Consider the following 12,535-nt stretch of genomic DNA (forward strand, 5'->3'; position numbering starts at 1 on the left):
CAACTCCTCAGTTTGATAACTGATACAATTGTTTCAACTGTAACTCCCAAACCAACTACGAACAAAGGATCTTTTCCACATCTGCTCATCCTTTTGTAAACAAATATTAATTTCGCCAGCCGTATCAGAATTGGGGGATTTAGGGGGCTCGAACAGGAGCCTAATAACTCACAAGCAGAAATTCTTTGATAAACCTGCTCTGGAGGCAGGGAATAGTCAATAATCGGTTGAAACCATTGTAAGAAATATGCGATCGCAGGACTTTTGACCCTCCCCAACCAAGCCACTTGTGTATTAGTTTGTGTATCGGCTTGTGTATGGGAACCATTAACCAAATCAATCACTGAAGTCCTAAATTTCTGATTACTGTCTTGAAGCTCAGGTAATCCCATCGCTAATTGAGTAGTGCCGGAATCTTGATCACGTAAACAATAGGAAAGGACTAGTAAATAGCTAAACGGACAACTTTGATCACAATTATTGCTAGGTAACTCTACATACCAATCATAGGTTGTAATATCTCCCTCCATGGTTTGATTGAGGTTAGCAATTTGATCACTCACCCCATAATAATCAGCAGGATGGTCAGCTTCAATTGCTGCCCAAACTAACCACGTATTCCTGTTAATCGCTTCAGTAATTGATTGCCGTAACTGTTTACTATTATCTGGCTGTTGTTTGTCTTGATCTAGGATATAATCAAACCCAATTATCCGAGCCTTACTGGTAACTAATTTATCTAATATACTTGCTAAGTAACCATAATCCATATACCTGCCATCAACCAATTTAACGTTGTCCTGTTTAAGAGACTTGTTATCAATTTGAACTAACCGAACTGGAGACTGAACTGGAGAAGGATTAGCTTGCCACTGCACCTGCTGAGTAACCTGACGGTAACCAGCCTGTAACAAAAGACGAGATTCTAACAGTAAATCCTGAACAGGTGGGATTAAACTAACGGTTAACCATGCCGATAACCAAAGGGCTTCTTTCTTAGTAGGTAACCAATTTCTGAGACTGTGCCCTAAACCAAATGGTTCCAAACGAAACAGTACTGATTGGGGATGGCGAAATAAGGTAGGGATTAGGTAAGCAGAAGGATAGGTAAGATTTTGTTGGTCTTTGAGAAAAGCACAAGCATCCCGTAGCGCTTCATGAACATCCTTATACTCAGCCAAACTGTTGAGAAACTGGACAATAAAAACTTGAGCCACCTGATTGTGAATAGGTTCTGCCATTACCGCCACTTGAGGTAACCCTAAAGCAATTAGGGATTCCGCAATTGAGATACCATCACAAGAATTAAAAATAGCAAACTTTAGTCCATTAGCTATCCCTTGTTGGAGGGATTGTTTAATTTCCTGAATCCCTAGAGACGCATCAGGAGCAATATGTAATTCCCCACCAGTAAAGGCAGTTTCATTACTATGTCCAGCAAAAAATAAAATATCCCAACCCCTAGGATTAGTAATTTCCTTAACGATTTCTTGCTTAAGAGTACTAGAGTCTTTTTCTGGTTGCCAACCAATAAATTTGATTTCAGCCAGCTTAGACAGGTGAGCTAACGCCTTGCGGTCTTCTTCAAAGTCTAATCCTTTTTCATCACCTAAGATAGCCAACACTCTGGCTCGGCGACGGATTGAATAAATAATTTTATTATGACTAATTCCAGCATGGATAGTTTTAGAAACCCGAGCAATCCGGATAGTTCCGAATCCCGATAAATTCGTCCTAGTAGTAGTACTAATTTCCCAAGCTTCCCAAGGTAAGCGAGTTAATTCAGGACAGTTACAGGTGAGGAGAATATCAACCCAATAGCGACGATTAATAGACGAATCCGTAGCCGCCTTAGCAATTTCCTCACGAATCTCATATAACTCTCCATCCCGTAACCAACTATGAAATATTGATAAAAACCTAGCTTCTGCTTCCCGCAACAGGCCAGCCGGATCTTTCATAACGGTAAGTCTACCACTTTTTGGGACTTTTCCTCGCAAATTTTTGTAACAATTAATGTAAGCCTGTTTCCAGTCTTGGTAACCTTGATCAAGGTCTTGAGGATAATCTACTATGGCAGCAATAGTCTTACCATTTTCCCAAGATAACTCAAAGTTACAACCTGACTTGATTTTGATGACTTTAAGGTGGAAAATTTTAGTTTTCATGTTACTTATAGTAGTCAGCGGTCAGTGGTCAGCGGTCAGCGGTCAGCGGTCAGCGGTCAGAGCCGGTGGGTGGAATGGGCATCTTGGTGGAATGGGCATCTTGCCCGTTTCATTTCCGACGGGCTGTCTCAACCAGGCGCTCAGAGGTGGAAAATCAGGGCGAGCCCTTGGGTGGTGCGTTACGGGGCGGGCTGTCCCAACACTGGCGCTCGGTGTTGAACATGACGGCAAGCCCGCCCCTAACGCACCCTACGCGATTCCCGATTCCCGATTCCCGATTCCCGATTCCCTACTCCCTACTCCCTACTCCCTTTAAATTCAAACAACATCGACATTTGTGCTGTTTCATCAGCAGTGGTAATTGTAGCTAGAAACTTTTCATGATTAGCCCCTACAAACTGAGTAAATAAATAGTCGTCATTAGTGGTCAATTCCTGTTGATCCAAGACCATAGTAAAATCAGTAATACGCAATTTTATCCCCGAAGGTGGAGTATTACCTGGGCTAGCTCCCAGGATTAGCACTATAGTCCAATCTCCCTCTGGTTCAAACTGGGGTAATTGCCAAGTTATAGCATAAAGACGCAGTGGAATTCCAGCTAGTTGGAAATCTCGATAACTACGGACAGCAGCAGCAGGAATTTCGATATCAATAATAGTTAGAATCTCAGCTAATTCTTGGGCTGGGTTACGACTAAACCGCAATGCTGGGGAAGGTGCTGGTAATAGTTGCCAAGATAACTCTTGAGCTAGTTCATCAATTTGATTATATAACCATTGTCCCACATTAATTGCTTGTTGATTCAGGATTTCGATTACGTCTTTAATATAATCCTGACTGGGCTGTGGTATTTCTGGTAAAGGAATTTCCTCAGGAGATAGACATTGTAAATCCAGTAGTAAGTCGTCTCCACTCATAGTAAACCTAGATAAAGGGAGCTCGTAAGTCTGATCAGAGCCAACAACTAGATTACTAATATCTTTGACTAACTGGTCGTATCGATTTACCCCTTTAATACCAGCAATCCCTAAGTCATCATCAATGGCAATCACCACATAAAAATGAGCAGTGAATTGGGGAATAGTAACAATAGCTTGAGGCAGATTTACGAAGGGGTCGCTAAACCCAAAGGTCGGAATAAGGCAAATCTTAAACTCTCCTACCTGTAGATTACACACAGCATTAATAGCTTGGGAAATAGCTTGAGATAATCCAGATTCTCCTAACCCATTAGCTGCCCGTTCTAGCCGTAAACTTGGCTCCCGTTTTTCCAGCCAATCTTCAAAGACTAGTAAGGCTAACTCTTGGAGATAGATAGCTAATGTTCCTGGTTTCTCTGCCATCTGGTTGGCTATATCCAGGGCTTGTTGTTGTTGTTCTAATTCCAGCGTTAGGGTTTCGGTTAATGCTGGAAAGGAAATCATTTCTGTAGATGTATTTAGCATTTTCAGTTGAGAATATATTGAGGGAACAGGGAATCGGGAATCGGGAATCGGGAATCGGGAGTCGGGAGTCGGGAGTCGGGAATCGGGAGTCGGGAGTCGGGAGTCGGGAGTAGACCCTGATTGAGATCCCCCTAAATCCCCCTTAATAAGGGGGACTTTTGAATCTAATTCCTCCCTTCGTTTTTTAAGGGGACTTTTGAATCTAATTCCCCCCTTCGTTTTTTAAGGGGACTTTTGAATTTAATTACTCCCTTTTTTAAGGGGCGTTTTGAATCTAATTCCCCCCTTTTTTTAGGGGACTTTTGAATCTAATTACTCTCTTTGTTTTTTAAGGGGCGTTTTGAATCTAATTCCCCCCTTTTTTAAGGGGGGTTAGGGGGGATCTATGAACAGGGAATAAGCAACGCCAAAATTCCAATAAAATTCCCACACTCCCCACACTCCCTACTCCCGATTCCCGATTCCCGATTCCCCACTCCCGATTCCCGATTCCCGATTCCCCACTCCCTTTTTTAATATTTAACATAAAGTCCTAGAAAAATTACTAGACAGTTTGTATTTGTTTTTAACAAAGGTTTCCTTCCTAGCGGCAGTCATAATCCGGTTAATTTCTTCTTCCACAAACTGACTAATTCGTTTCTCTAATTCCTTAACCTCTTGTGCAGAAGCGTAGGCTTGGCCTAACTCCACGAGTTGGTGATGTAATCTTACGGAAGTGCGTCTAGCAATATCAGCCCGAAAGGCTTTCAGGTCTAGCAAGCGACTGACTTGATATTGAGCAGTTAAGCCGATTTGGGCAGCAATCTTAGTCATAGTAAAATGCTGACATTGAAATAAATCTAGTGCTTCTAAAAATTGCTGATGTCTTGGCTTTTGTTTACGACTTAGATAAGTCACTCGGTTTTGAATAACCTCTTGAATAGCAGTAGTTAAACAATCCTGTAGTAATTGGTCATAGGCAGCTAATACCTCGTCTTCCTCCTGATTGTTACTTGTATCATCAGCTGCTAATTGATGCTCAAATTTTCCTAAAGCTTGAGTGGGAACATTCCTGCCACGATTTCGTTTATAGTCTCGAATTAGCTGAGCTAACCGTTGTAAATCAGTAAGCACTGCTTCTGGAGATAGTTGTCCTATCAGCTGTAATTGCTCTTTGGTAGGAATTGGATAGGGAGTTTTAAGTTTACCTAAGCCCTGTTGTTGTCGTTGTTGGTTAATTTGATTACGCTCTGCTTGCAGTTGACGTACATAAACCGTTTGATAACTTTCTAATAACTCACGATAGTGGTTAATTTCTTGATCAGTTAGCTGATGAAACTCCGATAGAATACGGTTTAGTTTACCAGGAGTAGTTTGTTTCAGTAATAACCAATACGTTACCTGCTCAATTCCATGGTAGAGTAAAAATTGTTTTACCTCCCTATGGGTTTTCACTAGTCTCTTTGTCCAGGAAAATAAGCTACTTTTATCTGGGTCAAAGGTTTGTAAACTATAAGTAATTATAAAATTATCTCCCCCTAGTTTATGGCCTTGATCGGGCTCAGGATAACGGTCAAGGACTAATGGCAGTAGGTCATCCATGGTAAAATTATGGTGCTGACCAAATTGCTCTACTAACTGATAACAAACCTCCTTGATTTGGTGAGAAACTAAACAACGTAGACAAACCTCAGCCAGCTCAAGGTCGTCGTCTTGGGTGTGATAACGTTGCCACAGTCTGCTAATCAGGGCGTGGTCTATGGTGTCTTCACCTGTAGACAAAGTAAGAGCTTGGGCACTGATAAATTCCTTAGCCTCTTCTATCGGTTTAGTTTGATGTTGACCCAAACGATTAATATAATTGAGTGTCCAGTATTTGGCTAAGCTGGTCTTCATGAGGGAGGAGGGAGTAGGGAGTAGGGAATACAATTTAGATGTATCTCACGCTTACTACGAAATGCTATATATAGCAATCTCCCCCGACAAGAGAACCAAATGTCATTCTTACCTATCTGGTAACTATCCGAACCTATGCATTTTGTGGAAAAAACTGGGCTTGAAGTGTATAAGTGAAGGGTAGGACGTAGGTCTGAGGAGTATTAGTTTTTCCTTGTATAGTCAGGTACATCTAAATTTTATTCCCTGTTCCCTGTTCCCTGTTCCCTGTTCCCTGTTCCCTACTCCCTACTCCCTGCTCCCTGAATCATTGCATAGGTTCAGGAATCTCTCAGATATGACCAAATAGGGAATAATTCAATATCCGATATGAAACTTAAGCAAGTCTTATGGTTGGGACTTCTCACTGTCTACCTCACCCCTGGGGTACTCCTGGTTTTGGCTAGATTCCTGAGTTTACCACCAGTGGCTCAAGAACAAAACACGGTTAGCCCAGAGCAAGAAGGGACTTTAGCCCCTAGGGATGCCATAGTTCAAGTAGACAGTAAGCAAGCCGAGGCGGACAAACTATTTCAGCAGGGACTTAGTCACGTTCGTCGCAGTGAGTTCCCAGAAGCATTACAGTCTTGGCAGCAAGCATTGGTGATTTATAAACAAATCGGATACCGCCTGGGTGAAGCTCGCTCCCTGGGTGTTCTGGGTATTACATACCGTAATCTGGGAGAGTACAAAAAAGCCATTGATTACCACCAACAATCGATAGCTATTGCTAGGGACATCGGACACCGCCACGGTGAAGGTGCCTCCCTGGATAATCTGGGTGGTGCATACTTTAATCTGGGAGACTATAAAAAAGCGATTGATTATCACCAAAAATCTTTAGCTATTGCTAGGGAAATCGGATACCGCCTGGGTGAAGCTGCCTCCCTGAATAATCTGGGTATTGTATACTATCATCTGGGAAAGTACAAAAAAGCGATTGATTACCACCAACAATCATTAACTATTGCTAGGGAAATCGGAAACCGCCTGGGTCAAGGTAATTCCCTGAATAATCTGGGTGCTACATACAGTCAACTGGGAGACTATAAAAAAGCGATTGATTACCACCAACAATCATTAACTATTGCTAGGGAAATCGGAAACCGCCTGAGTCAAGGTAATTCCCTGAATAATCTGGGTCTTGCATACGATCATCTGGGAGACTACAAAAAAGCAATTGATTACCACCAAAAATCGATAGCTATTGATAGGGAAATCGGATACCGCCAGGGTGAAGCTAACTCCCTGGGTAATCTGGGTCTTGTATACGATCATCTGGGAGACTATAAAAAAGCAATTGATTACCACCAAAAATCGATAGCTATTAAAAAGAAAATGGGAGACCGCCAGGGTGAAGCTAACTCCCTGAATAATCTCGGTCTTACCTTCTTAAAAAAAAAACAACTAGAACCAGCCCAAACTCACCTGTTTGATGCCATTAAGATTAAGGAAGATATCCGCCACCTCCTCGGTAACAAAGATGATTGGAAGGTTTCTATTTTTGAAAAACAAGCTAACAGCTATATTTTGTTAAAACACGTCTTGATTACTCAAGGTCAACCAAGACAAGCCTTAGAGATTGCCGAACGGGGTCGCAACCGCGCTCTGATTGACTTATTAGCGGCACAGTTATCTGAAACTCCTCAAAAAACCAAAGCTCTTACTCTTGAAGACATTCAAGAGATTGCTCAACAACAACAAGCAACCTTGGTGGAATATTCGATTGTTGATGACCAGATTTATATTTGGGTGATTGCTCCCACTGGGCAGATTACTTTCCGTAGTCATGATTTACCCCAAGATACTACTCTGGCCAAACTAGTCAAATTTAGTCGTGAGGAGATTGGTGTCAGAGGTAGATCTAATCACAATCCTTCTTCACCACAAAACACTAAGGATGGTAATCGACTACAACAACTCTACCAACTGTTGATTACTTCAATTGTTAACTTATTACCTCATGCTCCTTCACCACCAAACCCTAACAATAGTAATCCCCTACAACAACTCTACCAACTCCTGATTACTCCCATTGTTGACGTATTACCAATAAACCCATCAGACCGTATTATTTTTATTCCCCATCAAGAACTATTTCTGGTTCCCTTTGCTGCTCTGGTAGATGATAACCACAACTATCTAATCGAAAACCATACCATTCTCACTGCTCCTTCGATCCAATCCCTGTGGTTCACCCGTAAAAATTGGCATCGAGTCAAAGACAGCACCGGAACACCATTGATTGTGGGAAATCCCACCATGCCCAGCATTATAGGAGAGGAACAAAAACCGTTAAAGCCTCTACCGGGTGCAGAAACAGAAGCCTTAAGAATTGCTCAATTGCTGAATACCACTGCTCTAAATGGATCAGAAGCAACAGAACCAACCATTGTAGAAAAAATGGCCAATGCTTCGCTGATTCATTTAGCCACCCATGGTTTAGTCGATGGTATTTATTATCGAGGTGCGATCGCATTAGCACCTGAGGAACCAGACCATGATGGCTTTCTCACCAGTCGTGAAATTCTGAGTCGTTACGCAGGACCGGAAAAATCCTTATTGAAAGCAAAGTTAGTGGTTCTGAGTGCTTGTGATACTGGTAGGGGTGAGATTAAAGGGGAAGGAGTAGTTGGTTTATCCCGTTCTTTGATTGCCGCAGGTGTACCCAGTTTGGTGGTGTCCTTATGGCAAGTGCCTGATGATGATACGGCCAAGTTGATGACGGAGTTTTACACGAATATTTACACCCACAAATTCGATAAAGCCAAAGCGATGCGAGAGGCGATGTTATCGATGCTCAATGATGGAGATGGTAATCCAGACCCGAAAGCTTGGGCGGCTTTTACGGTTATTGGTGAAGCGAGGTAGAGAATTTGGGGAGTCGGGAGTCGGGAGTCGGGAGTCGGGTGTGGGGAAAGTTCGGAACTCTTGCCCCTATTGCCTTTTGCCTTTTGCCTCTTGCCTATTCCTGTTCCCTGCTCCCTATTCCCTGTTCCCTATTCCCTGTTCCCTATTCCTATACAATAGAATTATCATTCCATCGGGAGGTGTTTATGGGTAAAGAAGAAGAACTACTTAAACACTGGCGAGAACTGGCACCGGAAAAACAGCAAAAAGTTTTGGAGTTTGTTGAACTCCTTAAATCTGAGTCAGAAACAACACCCCCTCAATCGGATTTTGTACCAAAAACTCCCTTAGCCCAAAAATTATGGGAAATTCGACAACGAGCAATTGCTGCTGGCTTACGACTGCTCAACGAAGAGGACATTGAACTGGAATTGGCTGCACGTCGAGGTGGATGGAGTGACTCGTAAGAAGACTTACATAGACTCTGGTGTACTGATTACCGCTTTTCAAGGCATTGAGTCAATCAGCATTAGAGCCAATCAAATTCTTAACGATGAAAATCGGGAGTTTGCCTCAAGTCGCTTCGTGCAGTTAGAAGTCTTGCCTAAAGCAATTTTTAACAAGCAACAAGATGAAACAGAATTTTACGAAACCTTCTTTAATGCTGTCAACCATTGGGCAACTGACTTAGAGCAAATTCTCCAAAATGCCCAACAAATTGCCTGTACCTATGGTTTAGCTGGGATGGATGCGATTCATGTAGCAGCTGCACTGCAAATTAAAGCAGATCAACTGATCACAACTGAAAAGCCAACCAAACCAATGCATCGAGTAATGGAAATCGAGATTATTTCAATATATAGCACTCCTCAATGATTCGTAAAATATAGTGGCCGAAGCTATCCCTATAACCCTTGTCCAGCTATAATGCGATCGCTATTTTTATAGTAGTGGCGTAGGGTGTGTTTGGGACAGCCCGTCCCGTAACGCACCACTACCGAGTCCCGACTCCCTACTCCCTACTCCCGACTCCCTGAATCATTGCATAGGCTCAGGAATCTCTCAGATATAGGGAAGTAGGGAATAATTCAATATCCGATATGAAACTTAAGCAAGTCTTATGGTTGGGACTTCTCACTGTCTACCTCACCCCTGGGGTACTCCCTGTTGTGGCTAGTTTCCTCACTGTACTAGCACTGGCTCAAGAACAAAACACGGTTAGCCCAGAGCAAGAAGGAACTATAACCCCTAGTGATGCCATAGTTGAAGTAGACAGTAAGCAAGCCGAGGCGGACAAACTATTTCAGCAGGGAATGAGTCACGTTCGTCGCAGTGAGTTCCCAGAAGCATTACAATCTTGGCAGCAAGCATTGGTGATTTATAAACAAATTGGATACCGTAAGGGTGAAGCTAACTCCCTGTATAATCTGGGTGTTACATACTATCATCTGGGAAACTATAAAAAAGCGATTGATTCCCTCCAAAACTCCTTAGCTATTGCTAGGGAAATCGGACACCGCAAGGTTGAAGGTGCCTCCCTAATTGGTCTGGCTACTACATACCATCATCTGGGAGAGTACAAAAAAGCGATTGATTACTACCAACAATCAATCGCTTTTCAAAGAGAAATTGGAAACCGCAAAGGTGAAGCTAACTCCCTGTATAATCTGGGTAATGCATACCGTACTCTGGGAGAGTACAAAAAAGCGATTGATTACTACCAACAATCGATAGCTATTGCTAGGGAAATCGGTTACCGCCTGGGTGAAGCTAACTCCCTGGGTAATCTGGGGAATGCATACTATCATCTGAGAGAGTACAAAAAAGCGATTGATTCCCTCCAAAACTCCTTAGCTATTGCTAGGGAAATTGGAAACCGCAAAGGTGAAGCTAACTCCCTGTATAATCTGGGTGTTACATACTATCATCTGGGAAACTATAAAAAAGCGATTGATTACCACCAACAATCGATAGCTATTAAAAGGGAAATCGGAGACCGCCAGGGTGAAGCTGGCTCCCTGAATCATTTGGGTAGTGCATACGTTCCTCTGGGAGACTATAAAAAAGCCATTGATTACTACCAACACTTCTTAGCTATTAAAAGGGAAATCAGAGACCGCGAGGGTGAAGCTGACTCCCTGAATAATCTGGGTATTGTATACTATCATCTGGGAAAGTACAAAAAAGCGATTGATTACCACCAACAATCATTAACTATTGCTAGGGAAATCGGAAACCGCCTGGGTCAAGGTCATTCCCTGAATAATCTGGGTGCTACATACAGTCAACTGGGAGACTATAAAAAAGCGATTGATTACTACCAACAATCATTAACTATTGCTAGGGAAATCGGAAACCGCCTGAGTCAAGGTAATTCCCTGAATAATCTGGGTAGTACATACGATAATCTGGGAGACTATAAAAAAGCGATTGATTACCACCAAAAATCGATAGCTATTGCTAGGGATATCGGAGACCGCAAAGGTGAAGCTGCCTCCCTGGGTAGTCTGGGTATTGCATACGATAATCTGCGAGACTACAAAAAAGCGATTGATTACTACCAAAAATCGATAGCTATTGCTAGGGATATCGGAGACCGCAAAGGTGAAGCTGCCTCCCTAAATAATCTCGGTGTTACCTTATTAAAAATAAATCAACTAGAACCAGCCGAAATTCACCTGTATGATGCCATTAAAATTTTGGAAGATATCCGCCACTTCCTCCGTAACAAAGATGATTGGAAGATTTCTATTTTTGAAGAACAAGCTCGTAGCTATCGTCTTTTACAACAGGTATTGATTGCTCAAGGAAAACCAAAACAAGCCTTAGAGATTTCCGAACGGGGTCGCAACCGCGCTCTGATTGATTTATTAGCGGCACAGTTATCTGAAACTACTCAAAAAACTAAAGCTCCTACTCTTAAAGACATTCAAGAGATTGCTCAACAACAACAAGCCACTTTGGTGGAATATTCCATTTTTGGTGGCCAAATTTATATTTGGGTAATTGCTCCCACAGGTGAGATTACCTTCCGTAGTCATACCTTACCCGAAGATACCACTCTAGCTGAACTAGTCAAAGTCACTCGTGATTATGTCGCTGTCAGAGGTAGAGGTAATCAGAATCCTACTTCACCACCAAACCCTAAGGATAGTCATCCACTAAACCAACTCTACCAACTCCTGATTACTCCCATTGTTGACGTATTACCTGAAAGCGAATCAGACCGTATTATTTTCATTCCCCATCAAGCACTATTTCTGGTTCCCTTTGCTGCTCTGCTAGATGATGACGAAAATTATCTGATCGAAAAGCATACCATTCTCACTGCTCCTTCGATCCAATCCCTGTGGTTCACCCGTCAACATTGGCATCGAGTCCAAGACAGCAACGGAACACCATTGATTGTGGGTAATCCCACCATGCCCACCATTACAGTAGGACAGGAACAAGAACCGTTAAAGTCTCTATCGGGTGCAGAAACAGAAGCCTTAACCATTGCTAAATTGCTGAATACCACTGCTGTGATTGGAGCAGAGGCAACAGAACCAACCATTGTGGAAAAAATGGCCAATGCTTCCGTTATCCATTTAGCCACCCATGGTTTAGTCGATGGTATTTATTATCGAGGTGCGATCGCATTAGCTCCTGAGAAACCAGACCATGATGGCTTTCTCACCAGTGATGAAATTCTGATTGGTTACGGACTACCGGAAAAATCCTTATTGAACGCAAAGTTAGTAGTCCTGAGTGCTTGTGATACTGGTAGGGGTGAGATAAAAGGGGAAGGGGTAGTGGGTTTATCCCGTTCTTTGATTGCCGCCGGTGTACCCAGTTTGGTGGTGTCCTTATGGAAAGTGCCTGATGATGATACGGCCAAGTTGATGACGGAGTTTTACACGAATATTTACACCCACAAATTCGATAAAGCCAAAGCCATGCGAGAGGCCATGTTATCGATGCTCAATGATGGAGATGGTAATCCAGACCCGAAAGCTTGGGCGGCTTTTACGGTTATTGGTGAAGCTAGGTAGAGAATTGAGGGTGTGGGGTGTGGGGTGTGGGGTGTGGGGTGTGGGGTTTGGGGTGCATCTCATTAAAGCTGTTGGACCCGGTGGTGCGTTACGGGCCGGGCTGTTCCAAGGCTGACTACGAGGA

At 42.8% G+C, this 12,535-nt stretch carries 10 protein-coding genes; 6 read left to right on the plus strand and 4 right to left on the minus strand.

All coding sequences use genetic code 11. The annotated features are described in order from the left end of the window. A partial coding sequence (locus F6K49_RS28545) for a CHAT domain-containing protein (RefSeq protein WP_293102022.1) occupies positions 1–2,168 on the minus strand: 2,168 nt, incomplete at its 3' end. Here F6K49_RS28545 and F6K49_RS28550 point away from each other — a divergent pair. Next, positions 2,167–2,484, plus strand: a complete 318-nt coding sequence (locus F6K49_RS28550) for a hypothetical protein (protein WP_293047191.1) — start codon at positions 2,167–2,169, stop codon at positions 2,482–2,484. The two genes, F6K49_RS28545 and F6K49_RS28550, sit on opposite strands and share 2 nt — an antisense overlap. Here the strand turns inward: F6K49_RS28550 and F6K49_RS28555 are convergent. The 3 genes from F6K49_RS28555 to F6K49_RS28565 all read right to left on the minus strand — a co-directional run bounded on the left by F6K49_RS28555 (position 2,465) and on the right by F6K49_RS28565 (position 5,521). Then, positions 2,465–3,613 carry a DUF1822 family protein gene (locus tag F6K49_RS28555; RefSeq protein ID WP_293102025.1) on the minus strand — a complete coding sequence of 383 codons (1,149 nt, stop codon included), beginning with the start codon at positions 3,611–3,613 and terminating at the stop codon, positions 2,465–2,467. The genes F6K49_RS28550 and F6K49_RS28555 overlap by 20 nt on opposite strands. Before the next feature lie 346 nt (positions 3,614–3,959). Then, the gene (locus tag F6K49_RS28560; protein ID WP_293102028.1) at positions 3,960–4,139 is read right to left on the minus strand and encodes a hypothetical protein; all 180 of its coding nucleotides are present in this window, start codon (positions 4,137–4,139) and stop codon (positions 3,960–3,962) included. After that, complete coding sequence (locus tag F6K49_RS28565) at positions 4,133–5,521, minus strand: hypothetical protein (RefSeq protein ID WP_293102031.1); 1,389 nt, start codon at positions 5,519–5,521, stop codon at positions 4,133–4,135. The genes F6K49_RS28560 and F6K49_RS28565 overlap by 7 nt, the downstream gene beginning before the upstream one ends. Before the next feature lie 181 nt (positions 5,522–5,702). On the opposite strand from F6K49_RS28565, the gene F6K49_RS28570 reads away from it, so the two are divergent. The 5 genes from F6K49_RS28570 (at position 5,703) to F6K49_RS28590 (ending at position 12,411) form a co-directional block, all read left to right on the plus strand. Continuing rightward, positions 5,703–5,837, plus strand: a complete 135-nt coding sequence (locus F6K49_RS28570; protein WP_293102034.1) for a hypothetical protein — start codon at positions 5,703–5,705, stop codon at positions 5,835–5,837. Between the two features lie 20 nt (positions 5,838–5,857). Continuing rightward, a complete protein-coding gene (locus F6K49_RS28575) occupies positions 5,858–8,398 on the plus strand; it encodes a CHAT domain-containing tetratricopeptide repeat protein (protein ID WP_293102037.1) in 2,541 nt (846 codons plus the stop codon). Positions 8,399–8,403: 5 nt separating this feature from the next. Continuing rightward, positions 8,404–8,844 (plus strand): hypothetical protein, encoded by a 441-nt coding sequence (locus F6K49_RS28580; RefSeq protein WP_293060689.1) that lies wholly within the window; start codon positions 8,404–8,406, stop codon positions 8,842–8,844. Then, positions 8,798–9,253 carry a PIN domain-containing protein gene (locus F6K49_RS28585; protein ID WP_293024082.1) on the plus strand — a complete coding sequence of 152 codons (456 nt, stop codon included), beginning with the start codon at positions 8,798–8,800 and terminating at the stop codon, positions 9,251–9,253. The genes F6K49_RS28580 and F6K49_RS28585 overlap by 47 nt, the downstream gene beginning before the upstream one ends. Positions 9,254–9,477: 224 nt before the next feature. Continuing rightward, on the plus strand, positions 9,478–12,411 hold the full coding sequence (locus F6K49_RS28590) for a CHAT domain-containing tetratricopeptide repeat protein (protein ID WP_293102041.1): 2,934 nt from the start codon (positions 9,478–9,480) through the stop codon (positions 12,409–12,411). Positions 12,412–12,535 lie beyond the last annotated feature (124 nt).

The organism is Moorena sp. SIO3I6 (assembly GCF_010672095.1).

Coding starts and splice junctions, on each gene's coding strand:
- F6K49_RS28575 (WP_293102037.1), top strand. CDS start 5,858: ATGAAACTTAAGCAAGTCTTATGGTTGGGACTTCTCACTGTCTACCTC.
- F6K49_RS28555 (WP_293102025.1), bottom strand. CDS start 3,613: ATGCTAAATACATCTACAGAAATGATTTCCTTTCCAGCATTAACCGAA.
- F6K49_RS28560 (WP_293102028.1), bottom strand. CDS start 4,139: ATGTTAAATATTAAAAAAGGGAGTGGGGAATCGGGAATCGGGAATCGG.
- F6K49_RS28550 (WP_293047191.1), top strand. CDS start 2,167: ATGTTACTTATAGTAGTCAGCGGTCAGTGGTCAGCGGTCAGCGGTCAG.
- F6K49_RS28590 (WP_293102041.1), top strand. CDS start 9,478: ATGAAACTTAAGCAAGTCTTATGGTTGGGACTTCTCACTGTCTACCTC.